Origin of the sequence: Xanthomonas sp. BRIP62411 (assembly GCF_003993525.1) — a bacterium.
Classification (GTDB): domain Bacteria; phylum Pseudomonadota; class Gammaproteobacteria; order Xanthomonadales; family Xanthomonadaceae; genus Xanthomonas; species Xanthomonas euroxanthea.
In genome coordinates, this window is record NZ_QEZI01000016.1 from 188,354 (window position 1) to 209,609 (window position 21,256).

18 protein-coding genes and 1 tRNA gene are annotated in these 21,256 nt (G+C 63.9%); 18 read left to right on the plus strand and 1 reads right to left on the minus strand.

All coding sequences use genetic code 11. The annotated features are described in order from the left end of the window. Positions 1-25 precede the first annotated feature (25 nt). The gene (locus tag EO139_RS13740) at positions 26-1,669 is read left to right on the plus strand and encodes an alpha-amylase family glycosyl hydrolase (RefSeq protein ID WP_241235964.1); all 1,644 of its coding nucleotides are present in this window, start codon (positions 26-28) and stop codon (positions 1,667-1,669) included. Between the two features lie 147 nt (positions 1,670-1,816). On the opposite strand, the gene EO139_RS13745 is transcribed toward EO139_RS13740, so the two are convergent. Further along, the gene (locus tag EO139_RS13745) at positions 1,817-2,938 is read right to left on the minus strand and encodes a LacI family DNA-binding transcriptional regulator (protein WP_104647979.1); all 1,122 of its coding nucleotides are present in this window, start codon (positions 2,936-2,938) and stop codon (positions 1,817-1,819) included. A gap of 325 nt (positions 2,939-3,263) precedes the next feature. On the opposite strand from EO139_RS13745, the gene thrS reads away from it, so the two are divergent. The 17 genes from thrS to EO139_RS13830 all read left to right on the plus strand — a co-directional run bounded on the left by thrS (position 3,264) and on the right by EO139_RS13830 (position 21,241). Next, positions 3,264-5,168 (plus strand): threonine--tRNA ligase, encoded by a 1,905-nt coding sequence (gene thrS / locus EO139_RS13750; protein WP_126944032.1) that lies wholly within the window; start codon positions 3,264-3,266, stop codon positions 5,166-5,168. Positions 5,169-5,231: 63 nt separating this feature from the next. Then, positions 5,232-5,759: a translation initiation factor IF-3 gene (gene infC, locus EO139_RS13755; protein WP_304941635.1), complete on the plus strand. Its 528-nt coding sequence runs from the start codon at positions 5,232-5,234 to the stop codon at positions 5,757-5,759. A 239-nt stretch (positions 5,760-5,998) separates the two neighbouring features. After that, a complete protein-coding gene (gene rpmI, locus EO139_RS13760; RefSeq protein ID WP_002811096.1) occupies positions 5,999-6,196 on the plus strand; it encodes a 50S ribosomal protein L35 in 198 nt (65 codons plus the stop codon). Between the two features lie 10 nt (positions 6,197-6,206). Beyond that, complete coding sequence (gene rplT, locus EO139_RS13765; RefSeq protein WP_016903313.1) at positions 6,207-6,566, plus strand: 50S ribosomal protein L20; 360 nt, start codon at positions 6,207-6,209, stop codon at positions 6,564-6,566. 261 nt (positions 6,567-6,827) lie between these two features. Continuing rightward, complete coding sequence (locus EO139_RS13770) at positions 6,828-7,823, plus strand: phenylalanine--tRNA ligase subunit alpha (RefSeq protein ID WP_104582008.1); 996 nt, start codon at positions 6,828-6,830, stop codon at positions 7,821-7,823. A gap of 126 nt (positions 7,824-7,949) precedes the next feature. Further along, the gene (pheT, locus tag EO139_RS13775; protein ID WP_126971068.1) at positions 7,950-10,328 is read left to right on the plus strand and encodes a phenylalanine--tRNA ligase subunit beta; all 2,379 of its coding nucleotides are present in this window, start codon (positions 7,950-7,952) and stop codon (positions 10,326-10,328) included. A gap of 21 nt (positions 10,329-10,349) precedes the next feature. Next, complete coding sequence (locus tag EO139_RS13780; RefSeq protein ID WP_002811076.1) at positions 10,350-10,649, plus strand: integration host factor subunit alpha; 300 nt, start codon at positions 10,350-10,352, stop codon at positions 10,647-10,649. Further along, a complete protein-coding gene (locus EO139_RS13785) occupies positions 10,630-10,986 on the plus strand; it encodes a MerR family transcriptional regulator (protein WP_005995911.1) in 357 nt (118 codons plus the stop codon). The genes EO139_RS13780 and EO139_RS13785 overlap by 20 nt, the downstream gene beginning before the upstream one ends. Before the next feature lie 60 nt (positions 10,987-11,046). Next, a tRNA-Pro gene (locus EO139_RS13790) sits at positions 11,047-11,123 on the plus strand. Between the two features lie 472 nt (positions 11,124-11,595). Further along, complete coding sequence (locus tag EO139_RS13795; protein ID WP_164739129.1) at positions 11,596-12,294, plus strand: polysaccharide biosynthesis/export family protein; 699 nt, start codon at positions 11,596-11,598, stop codon at positions 12,292-12,294. Continuing rightward, positions 12,276-13,715 (plus strand): GumC family protein, encoded by a 1,440-nt coding sequence (locus tag EO139_RS13800; protein ID WP_104582010.1) that lies wholly within the window; start codon positions 12,276-12,278, stop codon positions 13,713-13,715. Before EO139_RS13795 ends, EO139_RS13800 begins: the two co-directional genes overlap by 19 nt. Positions 13,716-13,959: 244 nt before the next feature. Continuing rightward, positions 13,960-15,414 carry an undecaprenyl-phosphate glucose phosphotransferase gene (locus EO139_RS13805; RefSeq protein ID WP_104582011.1) on the plus strand — a complete coding sequence of 485 codons (1,455 nt, stop codon included), beginning with the start codon at positions 13,960-13,962 and terminating at the stop codon, positions 15,412-15,414. 94 nt (positions 15,415-15,508) lie between these two features. Continuing rightward, the gene (locus EO139_RS13810; protein WP_164739166.1) at positions 15,509-16,795 is read left to right on the plus strand and encodes a polysaccharide biosynthesis protein GumE; all 1,287 of its coding nucleotides are present in this window, start codon (positions 15,509-15,511) and stop codon (positions 16,793-16,795) included. After that, a complete protein-coding gene (locus EO139_RS13815) occupies positions 16,792-17,883 on the plus strand; it encodes an acyltransferase family protein (protein WP_126971070.1) in 1,092 nt (363 codons plus the stop codon). The genes EO139_RS13810 and EO139_RS13815 overlap by 4 nt, the downstream gene beginning before the upstream one ends. 13 nt (positions 17,884-17,896) lie before the next feature. Next, positions 17,897-18,985 (plus strand): acyltransferase family protein, encoded by a 1,089-nt coding sequence (locus EO139_RS13820; RefSeq protein WP_119128567.1) that lies wholly within the window; start codon positions 17,897-17,899, stop codon positions 18,983-18,985. Positions 18,986-19,052: 67 nt separating this feature from the next. Continuing rightward, entirely contained in the window at positions 19,053-20,195 is a 1,143-nt protein-coding gene (locus tag EO139_RS13825) for a glycosyltransferase family 4 protein (protein WP_126971072.1), read from the plus strand. Continuing rightward, positions 20,192-21,241 (plus strand): glycosyltransferase, encoded by a 1,050-nt coding sequence (locus EO139_RS13830; protein ID WP_104582015.1) that lies wholly within the window; start codon positions 20,192-20,194, stop codon positions 21,239-21,241. Before EO139_RS13825 ends, EO139_RS13830 begins: the two co-directional genes overlap by 4 nt. The last annotated feature ends 15 nt before the right edge of the window (positions 21,242-21,256 follow it).

Consider the following 21,256-nt stretch of genomic DNA (forward strand, 5'->3'; position numbering starts at 1 on the left):
GCGTGTGATGATGGCTGGAGTGATGATGTGTGCAGGCGCGGCGAATGCAGCGGCAGCACCTGGCGATTACTACGGCACGCTGGAGCCGTTTGCCGCCGACGCGGTGTATTTCGTGGTGACCGACCGGTTCGTCAACGGCGATCCCGGCAACGATCAACGTGAGCAGGGCGGTGCGCATCGCACCTTCGATGTGCCGACGCCGTGTGCCGATGGCGTCGGCGACAACATCGGTTATCTGGGTGGCGATTTCGAGGGCATCGTCGACCATGCCGACTACATCCGCGACTTGGGGTTTGGCGCGGTCTGGATCACGCCGATTGTCGACAATCCGGATCAGGCCTTCACCGGCGGCAAGCCGATCAGCTGCGGCAGTACGCTCAGCGACCACGGCAAGACCGGCTATCACGGCTACTGGGGCGTGAACTTCTACAAGCTCGATGAGCATCTGCCCAGCCCGGGCCTGGACTTTGCCGGCTTCACCCGCGCCATGCATGCCCACCAGTTGAAAGTGGTACTGGATATCGTGGGCAATCATGGCTCCCCGGCCTATACCATGCCGGTGGCGCAGCCTGGCTTCGGCATGGTGTACGACGCCGCTGGTCGCCTGGTCGCCGACCACCAGAATCTGCCGCCTGCGCAGCTGGATCCGCAGCACACTCCGCTGCATGCGTTCTACAACACCGGCGGCGGCCTGGCCGAGCTGTCCGATCTCAACGAAAACAATCCTGCAGTACTCGATTACCTGGCCGGCGCGTATCTGCAGTGGATGGAGCAGGGCGCCGACGCGTTTCGTATCGACACCATCGGCTGGATGCCTGACCGCTTCTGGCATGAGTTCGTGGCACGCATCCGCGAAAAACGCCCCGGGTTCTTCATGTTCGGTGAGGCCTTCGATTACGACGCCAACAAGATTGCCGGGCATACCTGGGCGCGCAATGCCGGCGTCAGCGTGCTGGATTTCCCGTTGAAGCAGCAGCTTTCCGCTGTCTTCGGCCATGAGCAGGCCGGGTTCGAAAAGCTCGCCACGCCGTTGTTTCTGCGCCAGGGGCCGTATGCCAATCCGTACGAGCTGATGAGCTTCTACGACAACCACGACATGGCGCGCCTGGATGCCAGCGACACCGGTTTTATCGACGCGCACAACTGGCTGTTTACCGCGCGCGGCATCCCGGTGATCTACTACGGCTCGGAAACCGGCTTCATGCGCGGGCGTGCCGAACACGCAGGCAACCGCAACTATTTTGGCCAGGAGCGCATCCGCACCGCGCCGCAAAGCCCGATCTTCGGCCCGCTGCAGCAGATCGCGCGGCTGCGTCGCGATACGCCGGCATTGCAGCGCGGCGTACAGGTGGATGTGCTGCTACGCGGGGATCAGGCGGCGTTCTTGCGGGTCTATCAGCATGCGGGCGCCAACCAGATGGCGTTGGTGCTGCTCAACAAGGGCGACGCAGCGGCGACCATCGCAGTGACGCGTTTTCTGCAGCCCGGCACCTGGCGCGATGCGGTGAGCGGCGAGCAGGTGCGGGTGCAACGTCGGCTGCTGGCCGCAGTGCCCGCGCACGGCGTGCGCGTGCTGCTCTCGGATGCGCCGGTCACCGATCCGGCCTTGCGCAAGCAGCTCGATCTGCAGATGGCCGAGCAGGCCGCGCGCGACGCCCGCAACAGGTAGGAGCGCACCCGGGCGCGACAGGGCTTGCCGGGAATGCTCCGTCGCGCCCTGGTGCGCTCCTACGAAGCATCGATGGCTGCAGCCGATCCCGCGCAGCCTGCCACGTATGCTCCAGCGATTCCCGATTCCCTAATCCCTAATCCCGATTCAACGCCTGACAGCCCCATCAGCGGCCCGGCCAAGCACCGCCTCGCCGGTCTCCGCGCCAGACGGTCTCCAGCCCAGCGGGGGCTGCAGGCCGTTGCTACGCGAGGAGTCGCGCACGGCCAGCTTCACCGGGATCGTGCGGCTTTGCGCCGCTTCGCCGCGGATCAGTGCCACCAGGCTTTCCACCAGCAGCGTGCCGGCCTGCTTGGTGTCCTGCTGCACCGTCGACAACGCCGGCGCCACCGACGCCGCCAGGGCGATATCGTCGAAGCCGCTCACCGCGACATCCTGCGGCACCCGCAAGCCGCGCTCACGCAAGGCGCGCATGGCGCCGATCGCAATCAGGTCGCTGGCCGCGCACACCGCATCGAAGGCCAGGCCACTGTCGAGCAGCTCCACGCATGCGGCATGGCCGGACGACTCGGTGGTGATCGCATCGAACTGCAGCGCGCGATCGGCAGCCAGACCCTGTTGCTTCAGCGCAGCCACGTAGCCGCGGTAGCGCTCTTCGAACTCGGGGTAATGATTGGACGCGTGGCCGAGAAAGGCGATGCGGCGGCAGCCCTGCGCGAGCAGATGCGCGGTGATGTCCAGCCCGCCCTGATAGTTGTCGCTGCCGATCGAAATGCCCGGCTGACCCGGCAGCGCCGCGCCCCAGCGGACGAAATGCGTGCCTTGCTCGACCAGCAGCTGCAGCCGCTGGCGCGACTGCTGGTAGTCGCCGTAGCCGAGCAGGATGATGCCGTCGGCCTTGTTGCTGTCTTCGTAATCGGCCTGCCAGTCCTTTGACAGCTGCTGGAACGACACCAGCAGGTCGTAGCCCTGCAGCGCGCAGGCGCGGGTGATCGAGCCCAGCATCGAATGGAAGAACGGGTTGATCAGCGAATCGTCGGCGGTGGGGTCTTCGAAAAACAGCAGCGCCAGCGTGCCCGCATTGCGCAGCCGTAGCGACGAGGCGTTCTTGTCGACCTTGTAGTTCAACTCGTTGGCGATGCGCAGGATGCGCTTGCGGGTTTCTTCGTTGACCATCGGGCTGCCGCGCAGTGCGCGCGACACGGTCGGCTGCGACACGCCGGCCAGGTAGGCGATATCCAGCGAGGTGGCTTTACCCTTGATGGTCATGGTCGGTACTGGCAGCACAGGTGGCCGGCATCATGCCACGCGCCCGCCAGCCCGGTGCCGGCATGCGCAACGGCGGGCTGATTGGTTTACCATTCGCCTCAAGACCCCCTTGCGAGAAGGTGGCCCGCGCCCCGCGCCGGCCCAGCGTGCGACATGAGCACTACCACCGCCCACCGCTGATCCCGGCCGCGCCAGTTGGCAAGGCGCCTGTACGGCGTTGTTTCTGCACCACCTCTCGCCACCCCTTTATCCGAGCCTGTCCCGCAACGGGCAGATCTCCCTTGCAGCCATCGCGCTGCAGCCAGCCCAGACCTCATTCTTGCCCATGATCAACATCACGCTCCCCGACGGCAGCCGCCGCGAATTCGAATCCCCCGTCTCGGTGATGCAGGTCGCCCAGTCGATCGGCGCCGGTTTGGCCAAGGCGACCATCGCCGGCCAGGTCGACGGCCAGCTGGTGGATGCCAGCGACGTCATCGACCACGATGCCAGCCTGCGCATCATCACCGCCAAGGACCCCGAAGGCGTGGAGATCATCCGCCACTCCTGCGCGCATCTGGTCGGGCATGCGGTCAAGCAGCTGTACCCGGAGGTCAAGATGGTGATCGGCCCGGTCATCGCCGAAGGCTTCTACTACGACATCTACAGCGAGCGCCCGTTCACGCCCGAAGACATGGCCGCGATCGAGCAGCGCATGCAGGAGCTGATCGCGCAGGACTACGAGGTGATCAAGAAGGTCACCCCGCGCGCCGAGGTGATCGAGGTGTTCACCCAGCGCGGCGAGGAGTACAAGCTGCGCCTGATCGAGGACATGTCCGCCGACATCACCGCGATGGGCCTGTACTACCACCAGGAATACGTGGACATGTGCCGCGGCCCGCACGTGCCCAACACGCGCTTCCTCAAGGCCTTCAAGCTGACCCGCATTTCCGGCGCCTACTGGCGCGGCGATGCCAAGAACGAGCAGCTGCAGCGCATCTACGGCACCGCCTGGGCCGACAAGAAGCAGCTGGACGCCTACATCCTGCGCATGGAGGAAGCCGACAAGCGCGACCATCGCCGCATCGGCAAGCAGCAGGACCTGTTCCATCTGCAGGAAGAGGCGCCCGGCCTGGTGTTCTGGCATCCCAAGGGCTGGTCGCTGTGGCAGGTGGTCGAGCAGTACATGCGCAAGGTCTACCGCGACAGTGGCTACGGCGAGGTGCGCTGCCCGCAGATCCTGGACGTGTCGCTGTGGCAGAAGTCCGGCCACTGGGACAACTACCAGGATGCGATGTTCTTCACCGAGTCGGAGAAGCGCACCTACGCGGTCAAGCCGATGAACTGCCCCGGCCACGTGCAGGTGTTCAACCAGGGCCTGCATAGCTACCGCGACCTGCCGATCCGCTACGGCGAGTTCGGCGCCTGTCACCGCAACGAGCCGTCCGGCGCGCTACACGGCATCCTGCGCGTGCGCGGTTTCACCCAGGACGACGGGCACGTGTTCTGCCTGGAATCGCAGATCGAAGCCGAAGTCACCGCCTTCCATCAGCAGGCACTGGCGGTCTACACCGCGTTCGGCTTCGAGGACATCGAGATCAAGATCGCGCTGCGCCCGGAAAAGCGCCTGGGCGACGACGAGACCTGGGACAAGGCCGAAGCCGCGCTGCGCAGCGCGCTGGGCGTGTGCGGGGTGGAGTGGCAGGAGCTGCCGGGCGAGGGCGCCTTCTACGGTCCCAAGATCGAGTACCACCTCAAGGACGCCATCGGGCGCACCTGGCAGCTGGGCACCATGCAGGTCGATTTCATGATGCCGGGCCGCCTCGGCGCCGAGTACGTGGACGAGCACAGCCAGAAGAAGCATCCGGTCATGCTGCACCGGGCGATCGTCGGTTCGATGGAGCGTTTCATCGGCATTCTGATCGAACACCACGCCGGCGCCTTCCCCTCCTGGCTCGCTCCGGTCCAGGTCGTTGTCGCAAATATCACCGATGCACAGGCAGACTATGTCGACTCGGTTCGGAAAACCCTTGCAAATCAAGGCTTCCGTGTGAACGCCGATTTGCGTAACGAGAAGATCGGTTATAAGATTCGCGAGCATACGCTGCAACGCGTGCCTTATCTCCTCGTCGTCGGTGACCGCGAGAAGGAAAACGGTGCCGTCGCCGTGCGGACTCGTTCGGGAGAGGACCTCGGGACCATGACGGTCTCGGCCTTCATCGAGCGTCTGCAGGCAGAGCAGGCAGCGTGAGCCAACCCCGGCCGGTCTGGATGATCCGGATGCGCCGGTTCGATTCCCCTGGGAGATTGCAATATCAGTACCCCTGACAACAAACAGAACCGCAAGAACCAAGAAATCCGTGTGCCGCGCGTCCGCGTGATCGGCAGTGACGGTGAGATGGTCGGCGTGTTGTCGCGCGACGAAGCGCTCGCCAAGGCCGAGGAAGAAGGCCTGGATCTGGTTGAAATCCAGCCGCAGGCCGATCCGCCGGTCTGCAAGATCATGGATTTCGGCAAGTTCAAGTTCGAGCAGCAGAAAAAGGCCAACGAGGCCAAGAAGAAGACCAAGCAGGTCGAGATCAAGGAACTCAAGTTCCGTCCGGTCACGGACGAGGGCGACTACCAGATCAAGCTGCGCAACATGCGCCGCTTCCTGGAAGAGGGCGACAAGGTCAAGGTCAACATCCGCTTCCGTGGCCGTGAAATGAGCCATCAGGAGCTGGGGCGCGAGATGGCGTCGCGGATCGAGGCCGACCTGGGCGACGATATCGTCATCGAGTCGCGCCCGCGCCTGGAAGGGCGCCAGATGGTCATGATGATCGCGCCGAAGAAGAAGATCTGATCCCGCGCTGGGACGGGCCCGGTAGGGCCCGCCTGGCCGGAGACGGCATTCATTTGCAAGAATTCCCGGCAACGGGTAGACTGCGCGGCCCGGTTTTGCCGGGGCGCCGCGCAAGCGGTACAGGACCTGTCCGGATCGTGTTCGATCAAGGACTTACAAGCAGGCAAGGGCATGGATGGAAAGCGTGGTCGCAAGACTGCCGCCCGGGTCAGTGACAAAACACCATCAAGGACATTGCAATGCCCAAGATCAAGACCAACCGGGCGGCGGCCAAGCGTTTCCGCAAGACCGCCTCCGGCAAGTACAAGTGCGGCCACGCAAACCGTAGCCATATCCTCACGAAGAAAGCGACCAAGCGGAAGCGCAACCTGCGGCAGACGAATCACGTCCGTGCCGAGGACGCAGGCCGTCTTGACCGTATGCTTCCCTACCTCTGAGGACTGAACCATGGCACGAGTAAAGCGTGGTGTGCAGGCGCGCCGCCGCCACAAGAAAATTCTGACCCTGGCGAAGGGCTACTACAATGCCCGTCGCAAGGTTTTCCGCGTCGCCAAGCAGGCGGTCATCAAGGCGCAGCAGTACGCCTATATCGGCCGTAAGCAGAAGAAGCGCGTGTTCCGTTCGTTGTGGATCACCCGCATCAACGCGGCTGCCCGCATCAATGGCCTGAGCTACAGCCGTTTCATGAACGGCCTGCTGAAGGCTGGTATCACTCTGGACCGTAAGGTGCTGGCCGATATCGCCGTGCACGACGCCGCCGGCTTTGCCGCGCTGGCTGAGAAGGCCAAGGGCGCGCTGGCGGCGTAAATGCAGGTCCCTCTGCAAGAGCCCGCACATCCATGTGCGGACTTTTGAAAGGGTAGTTTCTTGTCGGGGTTTGCGCATCCGTGTGCAGGCCTCCGGCGAGGGCAAGCAGATATGCAGGGGGAAGGGCGCGAGTCCTTCCCCTTTTGCGTTTTAGATGGCCGGCATCGTTGAGTGGATGCCGGGCAGGACGCGATTTGAGTGGCAATGCATTCCGGTGCATCCGGAAACATCGTTCGGCTGAGCAGTTGAGGCGCGAGTGCAATGAGTGAGATTCAATCCCTGACCGAGCGTGCGCTGGCCGATGTCGCCGCCGCGCAGACGCCGGACCAACTGGAAGCCTTGCGCGTCGCATTGCTGGGCAAGAGCGGCAGCATCACCGCCCAGCTCAAGCAGCTCGGCACGCTGCCAGCCGATCAGCGCAAAGCCGCTGGCGAAGCGATCAACCTGGCGCGCGATGCGCTGACCGCTGCACTGTCCGAGCGCAAGCACGCGCTGGAAAACGCCGCACTGGACGCGCGTCTGGCCGGGGAGCGGATCGATGTGACCTTGCCAGGGCGTCGCGGTGAACGGGGCGGATTGCACCCGGTCACGCGCACGCTCGAGCGCATCGTCGAGATCTTTGCGCGCCTGGGCTATGAGTTGTCCGATGGTCCGGAGATCGAGGACGACTGGCACAACTTCGAAGCCCTGAACTTTCCGCCGCACCATCCGGCGCGCGCGATGCACGATACGTTCTATTTCGGCGATGGTCGCCTGTTGCGCACCCATACCTCCGGTGTGCAGGTGCGCTACATGGATGCACACACACCGCCGCTGCGCATGATCGCGGCCGGCAAGGTGTACCGCTCCGACTCGGACCAGACCCACTCGCCGATGTTCCATCAGGTCGAAGGCCTGCTGGTGGACGAGCATTCCACCTTCGCCGATCTCAAGGGCACCTTGTCCGAGTTCGTGCGGGCGTTCTTCGAGCGCGACTTCGAAATGCGCTTCCGCCCCAGCTATTTCCCGTTCGTGGAACCGGGCGCGGAAGTGGATATCGCCTGGCAGCAGCCGGACGGCAGCACGCGCTGGCTGGAAGTGCTCGGCTGCGGCATGGTGCACCCCAACGTGCTGCGCAGCGTCGGCATCGACCCTGAGCGCTACACAGGCTTCGCGTTCGGCCTGGGCGTGGAGCGCTTTGCGATGCTGCGCTACGGCGTCAACGACCTGCGCGCGTTCTTCGAGAACGATGTGCGTTTTCTCCGGCAGTTTGCCTGACGGCGGGGAATCGGAAATTGGGAATGGGGAATCGCAACGGCCACGCGCTCTGCAGGTCCCATTCCGAAGGCCCGGCATCCCCGCTTCCGCGATTCCCCATTCTCCATTCCCGATTCCCGGCTCCTCATGAAATTCTCTGAAAATTGGCTGCGCAGCCACGTTCCCATCCAGGCGAGCCGCGACGAGCTTGCCGCGACGCTGACGGCGATCGGTCTGGAGGTCGAAGAGGTCACGTCGTTGGGCCAGGCATTGGGGCAGGTGGTGGTGGCGCGTATCGTCGAGGCGGTACGTCATCCGGAAGCCGACCGTCTGCAGGTCTGCAGCGTCGACGCAGGGCAGGGCGAGCTGCTGCAGATCGTGTGTGGCGCGCCCAACGCGCGTGCCGGTCTGGTGGCGCCGTTGGCGCTGGTCGGTGCAAAGATCGGCGAACTGACCATCACCGCGGCCAAGCTGCGCGGGGTTGCGTCCAACGGCATGCTGTGCTCGGCCAAGGAACTGGGGCTGGACAGCGACGCGTCCGGCCTGTTCGAGCTGCCGGACGATGCGCCGGTGGGCCAAGCCCTGGCCGAGTATCTGGGGCTGCCCGATGCCAGCATCGAGATCAAGCTCACGCCCAATCGTGCCGATTGCTTCAGCGTGCGCGGTATCGCCTTCGACGTGGCGGCGGCATGCGCCAGCGAAGTGGTGGCCTTCGATGCCGGTGTCGTGGCGCCGGTGTCCACGCGCACGCTGGCGGTGGAGTTGCATGCCGGTAGCGAGGCGCCGCGCTACTGCGGACGCGTGATCGAAGGCATCGACCAGGCCGCGAAAACGCCGGTGTGGCTGGCCGAGCGGCTGCGCCGCAGCGGCGTGCGTCCGGTCTCGCTGCTGGTGGATATCACCCAGTACGTGATGCTGGAGCTTGGCCAGCCGATGCATGCGTTCGATCTGGATACGCTGCAGGGCCCGATCGGTGTGCGCCGATCGCGCGGCGGCGAGCAGCTGGCGTTGCTGGATGGGCGGCAGGTCACGCTGGACGACAGTTTCCTGACCATCACCGATGCCGATCGCCCGGTGGCGCTGGCCGGCCTGATGGGTGGGCTGGACACGCGCGTCACCGAGACCACGCGCAACGTGTTCCTGGAGTCGGCGTATTTCGATCCGGCCGCGATCATGGGCCGTGGCCGCAAGCTCGGGCTGCATACCGATGCCGGTCATCGCTTCGAACGTGGTGTGGATCCGGCGCTGCCGCCGCAGGCGATCGAAGTGGCGACGCGGCTGGTGCTGGAGCTGGCCGGTGGCACGCCGGGCCCGGTGGTGCATGCGCAACTGCCGCAGCATCTGCCGCAGCCGGCGCGGATCCTGCTGCGGCGTGCGCGGATCGCGCGCGTCCTCGGTATCCGGATCGACGATGCCGAGGTCGTGCGCATTCTGGGCGCGCTCGGCATGCAGCTGGAGGCGGTAGCAGAAGGCTGGCAGGTGATGGCGCCGAGCCGTCGCTTCGATATCGCCATCGAAGAGGATCTGATCGAAGAGCTGGCGCGTATCCACGGTTACGACCGCGTGCCGACCACGCTGCCGGGCGGGGCAAGCCGGATTGCGATGCCGAGCGAGACCCAGCTCGACGAGCTCAGCGTGCGCCGCCAGCTGGTGGCGCGCGAGCTGCAGGAAACCATCAATTACGCCTTCGTCGACGCCACCTTGCTGGAGCGCTGGCAGCTGACCGATGGCCTGGTGCCGCTGGCCAATCCGCTCAGTGCCGAGCTTGCGATCATGCGTCCGCGCCTGCTGCCGGGCCTGGTGGCGACGCTGGGCCGCAACGCCGCCCGCCAGGCCGGCCGCGTGCGCCTGTTCGAGCTGGGCAAGGTGTTCGCTGCCGCCTCCGAGGCCGGCGCTGCCCCGCAGGAGTCGCAGCATGTCGCCGCGGCCGTGTGTGGCGATGCCCTGGCGCTGCAGTGGGGCGAGCCGGCGCGCAAGGTGGACTTCCACGATCTGAAGGGCGACCTGATGGCGCTGGCGGCGGCCAGCGGCGCGGTGCTGGACTTCCAGCCCTCCGCCCAGCCCTTCGGGCATCCGGGGCGCTCGGCCGACATCCATCGCGACGGCGTTTGCATCGGCTGGATCGGGCAGGTGCATCCGCGCCTGGCCAAGGCCTTGGATATCGATGTGGATGTGATCGCGTTCGAGCTGCAACTGACCGCGTTGGTCCAACGCGCGTTGCCGCGTGCCGGTGAACTGTCGCGGTTCCCTTCGGTCCGTCGCGACCTGGCCTTCCTGGTGCCGGAAGAGGTGAGCTGGGCGGCCCTGTCGGCCAGCGTGCGCACCACGGTCGGGCCGTTGTTGCGCGAGGTGCAGCTGTTCGACCGCTATGTCGGGCAAGGGGTCGAGCCAGGTTTCAAGAGTCTGGCTATGGGCTTGATTTTGCAGGATAACTCGCGCACTCTCACCGACCGGGACGTCGACGCAGTCGTTGCCGATGTGGTGGCCGTGATCGAGCGCGAGCACCGCGCCCGGATCCGGAGTTGAGGCGGTAACCAGGGGATTGGCATGGCATTGACGAAAGCGGAGATGGCCGAACGTCTGTTCGACGAGGTCGGTCTGAACAAGCGCGAGGCAAAGGAATTTGTCGACGCGTTCTTCGATGTGCTGCGCGATGCGCTGGAGCAGGGCCGTCAGGTGAAGCTGTCCGGTTTCGGCAACTTCGATCTGCGGCGCAAGAATCAACGGCCCGGTCGCAATCCCAAGACTGGCGAGGAAATTCCGATCTCGGCGCGCACGGTGGTGACTTTCCGTCCGGGCCAGAAGCTCAAGGAGCGGGTGGAGGCTTATGCTGGATCCGGGCAGTAATCGCGAACTACCGCCAATTCCGGCCAAGCGCTACTTCACCATCGGCGAAGTCAGCGAGCTGTGCGACGTCAAGCCGCATGTGCTGCGCTATTGGGAAACCGAATTTCCGAGCCTGGAACCGGTCAAGCGGCGCGGCAACCGGCGCTACTACCAGCGCCACGACGTGCTAATGGTGCGCCAGATCCGCGGCCTGCTGTACGAGCAGGGCTACACCATCGGTGGCGCACGTCTGCGTCTGGAAGGCGATGGCGCCAAAAGCGAGTCGGCACTGAGCAACCAGATCATCAAGCAGGTGCGCATGGAACTGGAAGAGGTTCTGCAACTGCTGCGCCGCTAGGAAAACGTTTCACAAAGCCGCTATAATCGCAGGCCGCCCTCGTGGCGGATGCAGCATCTTCGGGGTATAGCGCAGCCTGGTAGCGCACTAGTCTGGGGGACTAGTGGTCGTCGGTTCGAATCCGGCTACCCCGACCAAACACAGAGCCCATGTCTTTACGGACATGGGCTTTTTTGTTGCGCCGCAACATGCGGCCGGCGGCGTGTCATGTGGGTGACACGATATGCATATCGGCATAGTGCAGAGCAGCATGACAGCACTGGTCGCGTCCGTTTCATCGCGGTCCCGCTCGCATGGACCTGGGTCACGGAATGTGGCTAAGTGTCCGAAAATGCTCTGAATCAGTCGCGCTGGATTAGTACGTGGATCACGTTTTGTTAACGGTGTAACGACGAACTTGAATCAATAGGCCAACGCCGTCAAAAAAATGGCGAGCAGCGTCTTGCGATGCCTTGGTTCTATGCCATAGTGCACTGCAACACGTCACACCTGTCGTGATCCCGAGCGTCTTGGGATGAATTTCTCTGTCGTACGTTCTTGCTGGCGTGTTAGCCGGTCGAATGCTGCGCGAGGTCCTGTCCCACCCAACCGAGGCAGCCAGCCACACGCATGAAAAAACTGATCGGACGATTCTGCCAAGGCCTCAGCCTGGCGTTGATCTGCTCGATGGCACTGGGCGCATGCAGCACCGGTCCGAAGATGGCGGACTCCCTGCCGCTTCCGGATCCGCTCGCAATGTCGGCAGTGCAACCGGAGTATCGACTCGCCCCAGGCGACCTGTTGTTGTTCAAGGTGTTCCAGGTCGATGACCTGGAGCGGCAGGTCCGCATCGATCAGAACGGCCACATCTCGCTGCCGCTGATCGGCGACGTCAAGGCGGCCGGTCTGGGCGTCGGCGAGCTCGAAAAGCTGGTGGCAGACCGCTACGCCGCCGGATACCTGCAGCAGCCGCAGGTATCGGTGTTCGTGCAGGAGTCCAATGGTCGCCGGGTGACGGTGACCGGTGCGGTCGACGAGCCGGGGATCTACCCGGTGATCGGCGCCAACCTGACCCTGCAGCAGGCCATTGCGCAGGCCAAGGGTGTGAGCACGGTGGCCAGCCGCGGCAACGTCATCGTGTTCCGCACCGTCAACGGGCAAAAGATGATCGCCAGATTCGATCTGACCCAGATCGAGAAGGGGGCCAACCCGGACCCTGAGATCTACGGCGGCGACATCGTTGTGGTGTACCGCTCGGACGCACGCGTCTGGCTGCGCACCATGTTGGAACTGACCCCCCTTGTGATGGTGTGGCGCGCTTACCGATGAGTATGAATTCAGACAATCGTTCCTCCCCGTCTCATCGTCATGGGCATCTTGAGCTGGCCGACGTTGGCTTGCTCGACTACTGGCGCGCGCTGGTGTCGCAGCGCTGGTTGATCATCCTGATCACCGTCGCGGCCGTGGCGCTGGCCTTTGGCGTCACCCTGCTGATGCCGGAAAAATACCGCGCCACCAGCACGCTGCAGATCGAGCGTGATTCGCTCAACGTGGTGAACGTCGACAACCTGATGCCGGTGGAGTCGCCGCAGGATCGCGATTTCTACCAGACCCAGTACCAGCTGCTGCAGAGCCGTTCGCTGGCCCGTGCGGTGATCCGCGAGGCCAGGCTCGACCAGGAGCCGGCGTTCAAGCAGCAGGTCGACGAGGCGCTGGAAAAGGCCGCTGCCAAGAATCCGGAAGCCGGCAAGTCGGTCGACTCGCGCCAAGCCATCATCGAGCGCAGCCTGACCGATACGCTGCTGGCCGGGCTGGTGGTCGAGCCGATCCTCAATTCGCGCCTGGTCTACGTCAATTACGATTCGCCGGACCCGGTATTGGCGGCCAAGATCGCCAACACCTACACCAAGGTCTTCATCGTCAGCACGCAGGAACGCCGCATCAAGGCGTCTTCGTTCGCGACCAAGTTCCTGGCCGAGCGTCTGGAGCAGTTGCGCGACAAGGTGGAGGACTCGGAAAAGAATCTGGTCACCTATTCCACCGACGAGCAGATCGTGTCGGTGGGCGATGACAAGCCATCACTTCCTGCCCAGAACCTGAGCGACCTCAATGCGATGCTGGCATCGGCGCAGGATACCCGCATCAAGGCCGAGGCAGCCTGGCGTCAGGTCAGCAGCGGCGATGCGATGTCGCTGCCGCAGGTGCTGAGCAACCCGCTGATCCAGAGCCTGCGCGGCGAGCAGATCCGCCTGAACACCGAGTATCAGCAGAAGCTGTCGACCTTCAAACCGGACTATCCGGAAATGCAGCGCCTGAAGGCGCAGATCGAAGAGTCGCGCCGCCAGATCAATGGCGAGGTCATCAATATCCGCCAGTCGCTCAAGGCGACCTACGACGCGTCGGTGCACCAGGAGCAATTGCTCAACCAGCGCATCGCCGGATTGCGGAACGATGAGCTGGACCTGCAGAGCCGCAGCATCCGCTACAACATGCTCAAGCGCGACGTCGATACCAACCGCCAGCTCTACGATGCGCTCCTGCAGCGCTACAAGGAGATCGGTGTGGCGAGCAACGTCGGCGCCAACAACGTGACCATCATCGACACCGCAGACGTGCCTACGTCTAAGACTTCGCCGAAACTCAAATTGAACCTCGCCTTGGGCTTCATCTTTGGCGTATTCCTGGGCGTGGCTGTGGCTCTGGTGCGCTACTTCCTGCGAGGCACGCCAGCGCAGGCGCGGTTGGACTGACATCGTGGTGTTGCACAACGATGGGTTAATTGAAGTGACAACTGATTCAGCGTGGAAAAGGTTGGATCCCGTATGTTTCGGGCTCCTTCGTTTGAAAGTTTGTCTCTGTTGAAACAAAGGGCTGTCGTGCGATCTGGGGTCGGTAGGTATTACCGCGGTGATCGCTCGACGGAGATGATTGAAAGCTCGCGTGCGATTCGTATGTTCCCCCGCATGCACCGTATCGAGTTTGGAGGACATCCCCATGCTTTTGGCAGACTTGAGTAGCGCGACTTACACGACATCCTCGCCGCGATTGTTGTCCAAGTATTCGGCTGCAGCCGACCTGGTCCTGCGTGTCTTCGACCTCACCATGGTCGTGGCTTCCGGGCTGATCGCCTATCGCATCGTCTTCGGTTCCTGGGTGCCTGCGGCACCGTACCGGGTCGCCATTGCCACCACGCTGCTGTATTCGGTGATCTGCTTTGCGCTGTTCCCGCTGTATCGCAGCTGGCGCGGTCGCGGGCTGTTGAGCGAGCTGATGGTGCTGGGCGGCGCGTTCGGCGGCGTGTTCGCGCTGTTTGCGGTGCACGCACTGATCGTGCAGGTCGGCGAGCAGGTGTCGCGCGGCTGGATCGGCCTGTGGTTCGTCGGTGGCCTGGCCTCGCTGGTGGCGGCCCGCACGGTGCTGCGCGGCTTCCTCAATCACCTGCGCACCCAGGGTGTGGACGTGCAGCGGGTGGTGGTGGTGGGGCTGCGCCATCCGGTGATGAAGATCAATCACTACCTCAGTCGCAATCCCTGGGTCGGCATGAACCTGGTCGGCTATTTCCGCACGCCGTACGACATCGCGGTGACCGAGCAACGTCAGTCGCTGCCGTGCCTGGGCGATCCGGATGCGCTGATCGAGTATCTGCAGGACAACCAGGTCGAGCAGGTGTGGATCTCGCTGCCACTGGGCGAGCGTGACCACATCAAGCAGCTGCTGCAGCGCCTGGATCGGTATCCGATCAACGTGAAGCTGGTGCCGGATCTGTTCGACTTCGGCCTGTTGAACCAGTCCGGCGAGCAGATCGGCAATGTGCCGGTGATCAACCTGCGCCAGGGTGGTGTGGACCGCGACAACTACTTCGTGGTCGCCAAGGCACTGCAGGACAAGATCCTGGCCGTGATCGCGCTGATGGGCCTGTGGCCGCTGATGGCAGCGATTGCGGTCGGTGTGAAGATGAGTTCGCCGGGTCCGGTATTCTTCCGCCAGCGTCGTCATGGCCTGGGCGGTCGCGAGTTCTACATGTTCAAGTTCCGCTCGATGCGTGTGCATGACGATCATGGCACCACCATCCAGCAGGCGACCAAGAACGACAGCCGCATCACCCGTTTCGGGGCGTTCCTGCGCCGGAGCAGCCTGGACGAGTTGCCGCAGATCTTCAACGTGCTCGGTGGCAGCATGTCGATCGTGGGTCCGCGTCCGCACGCGGCGCAACACAACACCCATTACGAAAAGCTGATCAATCACTACATGCAGCGCCATTACGTCAAGCCGGGCATCACCGGTTGGGCGCAGGTCAATGGATTCCGTGGCGAAACCCCGGAGCTGCGCACGATGAAAAAGCGCATCCAGTACGATCTGGACTACATCCGTCGCTGGTCGCTGTGGCTGGATATCCGCATCATCGTGCTGACCGCAGTACGTGTGCTCGGACAGAAGACCGCGTACTGATGATGGCGGGGAGTGTGCGACCTGGCGCGCCGAGCGCCGCGGGCGGCTGCATTGCAGCCGCCCCTTTCAAGCAGGCGTCTGCATGCTGATCCGAATGAGCGACGAGGCCCGCGTTCGCTGGCACAACCTGCTGATTGAACTGACGCTGCTGGTCGGCGTCGGTTACAACCTGGTGCTGGCGCTGATCAATGCGAATGTGTTCACCGTGCGTCCGGTGATCACCTACGCGGTCGAGTTCATGGTCTATGCCGCGTGCTTCCTGCTCGGCCTTGGCTCGATGAGCCGCAAGCGCATCGCCTTGATCATCAGCGGCCTGGGCCTGATCGTCACCTTGATGTTCGTGCGCTTCCTGGTGAACTGGCAGGTCGATCCGAAGTTCTTCCGCGACGCGCTGGTGGTGTTTGCGTTCGTGGTGCTTGGTTCGGCCTATACCGGGTCGGTGCCCAAGCTGTTCGTGCGCATGACCATCATCGTGTCGTTGGTCGCGGCGTTCGAGTTGGCCACGCCCAGTGTCTACGGCGATCTGGTCAACCCGAAGAGCTTCTTCGTCAACGCGCGCGGCATGAGCGCGGAGGGGTTCTGGAACGAAGACAGCAACCTGTTCGTCAGCGCCACGCGACCGGGCGAGCGCAACTTCCTGCCCGGTTCCAATCTTCCCCGCGCCTCCTCGATGTTCATCGAGCCGGTGACCATGGGCAATTACATCTGCTTCTTTACCGCGATCGTGCTGGTGTTCTGGCGCTGGATGCGGCCGGCGATGCTGCTCCTGTCGGTCGGCCTGATCGGCTTCATGATCGTGGCCTCCGATGGGCGGCTTGCGGCGGGCACCTGCGTGCTGATGGTGCTGCTGTCGCCGCTGCTGAAACGCCTGGATCAACGCCTGGCCTTCCTGATTTTCCTGGTCGTGATCATGACCGCATGGTTGCTGGTGTGGATCACCGGGATCACTGCCTATCAGGACAACACGATGGGCCGGGTCTTCTTCACCGTCAATTCGATGAATAACCTGTCCTTCAACTCATGGATGGGCCTGGATTTTGCGCAGGCGTACCGCTACTTCGACAGCGGCATCGCCTACTTCATCGCATCCCAGTCGATCGTCGGCGTGCTTGCGTTCCTGCTGTCGTATTCGTTCCTGTTGTTGATGCCGAGCAAGGAAGGGCAGCTGTTCAAGAACCTGGCAATCTTTGCGTTCGCGCTGAGCTTGCTGGTGTCCAACGGTTACTTCTCGATCAAGACCTCGGCATTGTGGTGGTTCGTGTGCGGCTGCCTGTGGCACATGCGGCCGACCTGGTCTGCTGCAAGCATTGCGCAGCAGACCAGCCAGGATCCGTCCGACGATGAGGCACGATTGCCACTGCCCGCGGGAGGCGCACGATGAGTGTGGCGGCAACGCACGCACCGCAGCCGGTTGCACCGGTGGCCGGCTTGCACGTTGCCAACGGCGGGCGCAGCCGCGACCCGCGCATTGATGCCACCAAGGCCCTGGCGATTCTGCTGGTGGTGTTCTGCCACGCCAAGGGCGTGCCGCATGCGATGACGCTGTTTGCCTACAGCTTTCATGTGCCGCTGTTCTTCATGGTGTCCGGCTGGCTGGCGTCCGGCTATGCGTCGCGGACCACCGGGTTGGCGCAGACGATCAGCAAGCAGGCGCGCGGCCTGCTGCTGCCGTATGTGACGTTCTATCTGCTCGGTTACGCCTACTGGTTGCTGACGCGCAATATCGGCGAGAAGGCGGCGCGGTGGGGCAGTCATCCGTGGTGGGAGCCGATCGTGGCGATGTTCACCGGTATTGGCCCCGATCTGTACGTGCAGCCTCCGCTGTGGTTCCTGCCGGTGATGCTGGTGACGGTGCTCAGCTATTTCGTGCTGCGCCGCTGGATGCCGCCGGTGCTGATCGCGGTGGCGTCGCTGCCCCTGGCCTGGTGCTGGATGGGCTGGTTTCCGGGCCAGCAGCTGCGACTTTTTTTCGGCCTGGACGTACTACCGGTGTCGCTGTGCTTCTACGCGCTGGGTGCCTTGCTGGTCCACATTTCCGCACGTCTGCCGACTTCCTTGCCGGTGAGTGCGCTGGTGACGCTGCTGCTGGCCTTGCCGGTGGCCTGGCTGGCCGATCGCAATGGCCGGATCGACGTCAACATGCTGGAATTCGGCCGCAATCACGCCGGGTTCATGCTCGGTGCGGTGCTCGGTTCATTGATGGTGATCTGCGCGGCACGGCTGGTGCAGGGCTGGGCCTGGATACAGTGGATCGGCCGCAATACCTTGCTGATCCTGTGCACTCACATGCTGGTGTTCTTCGTGCTTTCCGGTGTTGCAGCGTTGGCCGGCGGATTCGGTGCCTCGCGCCCCGGGCTGGGCTGGGCAGTGTTCGTGACGGTGTTTGCGTTGCTTGCGAGCGTGCCGCTGCGTTGGGTGCTGATGCGTTTTGCGCCGTGGACCCTGGGTGCCCGCCCGGTGGCGGCATGACTGGCGCTGCGGCATGACCACCGCACCGTATTCCAGCCCGGCCGGGCACGGCGACCTGGCGGCCAAGGCTGCGCCAGCGCCTGCATTGACCCGCGATTGGCAGATCGATGCAGCGAAGGCACTGGCCATCGTGCTGGTGGTATTGGGGCATGCCAACGGCATGCCGGCCGCCTACAAACTGTTTGCCTACAGTTTTCATGTCCCGCTGTTTTTCGTGCTGTCCGGCTGGGTCGGCGAGCGCTTCGGCCATCGCGCGATGACGGTGGCGACGATCAGGAAATTGGCGCGCACGTTGCTGGTTCCCTACCTTGCGTTTTTCCTGGTGGCCTACGCCTGCTGGTTGCTGATGGGAGTGACCAGCCGCGCGCCGCATCCATCGCATGTGCTGCCGTGGTGGGATCCGTTCATCGGTCTGTTCTGGGCCAACGGCACGCGCCTGTACGTGCTGCCGGCGTTGTGGTTCCTGCCGGCCTTGTTCGTCACTACGCTGGCCTACATCGCCTTGCGCACGCGCCTGACGACGGCCGCCCTGGCTGCGACCAGTCTGCTGCTCGCATTGGCATGGGCGGGCTGGTTTCCGTCATTGCATCTGCGGCTCCCGTTCGCGCTGGATGTAGTGCCCGTTGCGCTGTTCTTCATCGCCGTGGGCGGATGGCTGTCGCGCCATGCCGATGCACTGCGCGCGCTCGGGGCCGCGGTCTGGGCATTGGCCCTGCCGGTGCTGGCGGCAGCGTGGTGGTGGCTGGCCGGATGGAACGGGCAGGTGGACGTGAACAATCTGCAGTTCGGGCATTCCGCTGCGGTGTTCCTGCTGGTCAGCCTGCTGGGTACTGCAATGACCTTGTGTGTGGCCTACTTCGTGCGGCAGTGGCGGTGGCTGCAGTGGATCGGCGGCAATACCCTGCTGATCCTGTGCACGCACACATTGGTGTTTCTGGTGCTCACCAGTGTGGTGGCACGAACGGGCGTGATCGCACCTGGCACGATCGGCACCCCGGCCTGGGCAATGGGCCTGAGTGCGTTCGCTATCGTTGCCAGCGTGCCGATGCGCGCGGTGCTGGTGCGCATTGCGCCGTGGATGTTGGGATTGAAACGTAAATGACGAGCTTCCAGAATGATTGGCCGAACATGCAGATGTCTCTGCGTCGCTGGCACAGGAGATTGGCGTAATGAAAGTGGTGCATGTCGTCCGCCAATTCCACCCTTCGATCGGAGGCATGGAAGAAGTCGTTCTCAATGTGGCCCGTCAGCATCAGGCCACCAGCGCCGATACGGTGGAGATCGTGACCCTGGATCGGGTGTTTACCGATCCGGGTGCGCGGCTTGCGGCGCAGGAGACGCATCAGGGCTTGCCGATCAGGCGCATCGGGTATCGCGGCTCCTCGCGTTATCCGTTGGCGCCGTCGGTGCTGGGCGCGATCCGCTCGGCCGACCTGGTCCACCTGCATGGCATCGATTTTTTCTACGACTATCTGGCACTGACCAAGCCGCTGCATGGCAAGCCGATGGTGGTGTCCACGCACGGCGGCTTTTTCCATACCGCATATGCCTCGCGGATGAAGCAACTATGGTTTCAGACGCTCACCCGCACCTCGGCACTGGCATATGCGCGGGTGATCGCCACCAGCGAGAATGACGGCGAGCTCTTCGCCAAGGTGGTGTCGCCGGCACGTCTGCGGGTGATCGAAAACGGCGTGGACGTGGAGAAATACGCAGGGCAGGGCGCAGCAACGCCGGGGCGGACCATGATGTATTTCGGCCGCTGGTCGGTGAACAAGGGCCTGATCGAAACCCTGGAGCTGCTGCAGGCGGCGCTGCAGCGCGATCCGCAGTGGCGGTTGATCATCGCCGGGCGCGAATACGATCTGAACGAGGCCGACCTGCGCAAGGCGATCGCCGAGCGGGGCCTGCAGGACAAGGTGCAGCTCAGCATGTCGCCCTCGCAGGAGCAGCTGCGCAGCCTGATGCAGCAGGCGCAGTTCTTCGTCTGCCTGTCGCGCCACGAAGGCTTCGGCATCGCCGCGGTCGAGGCGATGAGTGCAGGCCTGATTCCCATCCTCAGCGACATCCCGCCGTTCGTGCGCCTTGCCAGCGAATCGGGGCAGGGCGTGATCGTCAACCGCGACAGGATCGATGCGGCCGCAGACCAGGTGCAGGCGCTTGCGCTGCAGGCGGACGTGGATTTCGACGCGCGTCGCGCAGCGTCCATGGCCTACGTGGGCCGCTACGACTGGAAGCATGTGGTCGGGCGCTACGTCGATGAATACCACACCGCGTTGGGCACCCGTCGTCCGCAGGAGGCAGTGCGATGAGCGCGCCTGCATCGGCAGCGACTGCGCGGGCGGCCGCGCAGCCACAGGTCACCGTGCTGTTCTCTACCGAAAAGCCCAATGCCAGCACCAACCCGTATCTGACCCAGCTGTACGCGTCGCTGCCCGATGCAGTGCAGCCGCGCTTCTTTTCGATGCGCGATGCGCTGTTGTCGCGCTACGACGTGCTGCATCTGCATTGGCCCGAATACCTGCTGCGCCATCCCAGTTCTGTCGGCACCCTGGCCAAGCAGATGTGTGCGGCGCTGTTGTTGCTCAAGCTGCAGCTGACCGGCACGCCGGTAGTGCGCACCCTGCACAACCTGGCGCCGCACGAGGATCGGGGCTGGCGCGAGCGCGGCCTGTTGCGCTGGATCGATCGGCTGACGCGTCGCTGGATCCGCATCAACGCAACCACGCCGCCGCGACCGCCGTTCACCGACACCATCCTGCACGGCCATTATCGCGAGTGGTTTGCACAGATGCCGCAGGGCACGCCGGTGCCGGGGCGGCTGCTGCACTTCGGCCTGATTCGCCCGTACAAGGGGGTAGAGACGCTGCTGGAGGTGATGCGTCAGGTCGATGATCCGCGCCTGAAGCTGCGTATCGTCGGCAACCCGGCCACGCCGCAGATGCGCAGCCTGGTGGAGGAGGCCTGCGCGCAGGATCCGCGCATCAGCGCCTTGCTGGCCTATGTCGAAGAGCCGGTGCTGGCACGCGAGGTCAGCGAGGCCGAGCTGGTGGTGCTGCCGTACCGGCAGATGCACAACTCCGGCACCTTGTTGCTGGCGCTGTCGCTGGCACGCCCGGTGCTGGCGCCGTGGAGCGAATCCAATGCGGCGATCGCCGAAGAAGTCGGTCCGGGCTGGGTATTTCTTTACGAGGGCGAATTTGATGCGGCATTGCTGACCGGCATGCTGGACAAGGTACGCGCCGCGCCGCGCGGTGCGGCGCCGGATCTATCGCAACGCGACTGGCCACGGATCGGGCAGCTGCACTACCGCACCTACCTGGAAGCGCTCGGCAAGGATGGAGACGCCGCGCTGTGACCGCAGAGATCCCGA

Bases quoted from the DNA above. Each gene is read 5' to 3' on its own strand.
- EO139_RS13740 (WP_241235964.1), top strand. From the start codon at position 26: ATGTGTGCAGGCGCGGCGAATGCAGCGGCAGCACCTGGCGATTACTAC.
- EO139_RS13745 (WP_104647979.1), bottom strand. From the start codon at position 2,938: ATGACCATCAAGGGTAAAGCCACCTCGCTGGATATCGCCTACCTGGCC.
- thrS (WP_126944032.1), top strand. From the start codon at position 3,264: ATGATCAACATCACGCTCCCCGACGGCAGCCGCCGCGAATTCGAATCC.
- rpmI (WP_002811096.1), top strand. From the start codon at position 5,999: ATGCCCAAGATCAAGACCAACCGGGCGGCGGCCAAGCGTTTCCGCAAG.
- rplT (WP_016903313.1), top strand. From the start codon at position 6,207: ATGGCACGAGTAAAGCGTGGTGTGCAGGCGCGCCGCCGCCACAAGAAA.
- EO139_RS13770 (WP_104582008.1), top strand. From the start codon at position 6,828: ATGAGTGAGATTCAATCCCTGACCGAGCGTGCGCTGGCCGATGTCGCC.
- pheT (WP_126971068.1), top strand. From the start codon at position 7,950: ATGAAATTCTCTGAAAATTGGCTGCGCAGCCACGTTCCCATCCAGGCG.
- EO139_RS13780 (WP_002811076.1), top strand. From the start codon at position 10,350: ATGGCATTGACGAAAGCGGAGATGGCCGAACGTCTGTTCGACGAGGTC.
- EO139_RS13785 (WP_005995911.1), top strand. From the start codon at position 10,630: ATGCTGGATCCGGGCAGTAATCGCGAACTACCGCCAATTCCGGCCAAG.
- EO139_RS13795 (WP_164739129.1), top strand. From the start codon at position 11,596: ATGAAAAAACTGATCGGACGATTCTGCCAAGGCCTCAGCCTGGCGTTG.
- EO139_RS13805 (WP_104582011.1), top strand. From the start codon at position 13,960: ATGCTTTTGGCAGACTTGAGTAGCGCGACTTACACGACATCCTCGCCG.
- EO139_RS13810 (WP_164739166.1), top strand. From the start codon at position 15,509: ATGAGCGACGAGGCCCGCGTTCGCTGGCACAACCTGCTGATTGAACTG.
- EO139_RS13815 (WP_126971070.1), top strand. From the start codon at position 16,792: ATGAGTGTGGCGGCAACGCACGCACCGCAGCCGGTTGCACCGGTGGCC.
- EO139_RS13820 (WP_119128567.1), top strand. From the start codon at position 17,897: ATGACCACCGCACCGTATTCCAGCCCGGCCGGGCACGGCGACCTGGCG.
- EO139_RS13825 (WP_126971072.1), top strand. From the start codon at position 19,053: ATGAAAGTGGTGCATGTCGTCCGCCAATTCCACCCTTCGATCGGAGGC.
- EO139_RS13830 (WP_104582015.1), top strand. From the start codon at position 20,192: ATGAGCGCGCCTGCATCGGCAGCGACTGCGCGGGCGGCCGCGCAGCCA.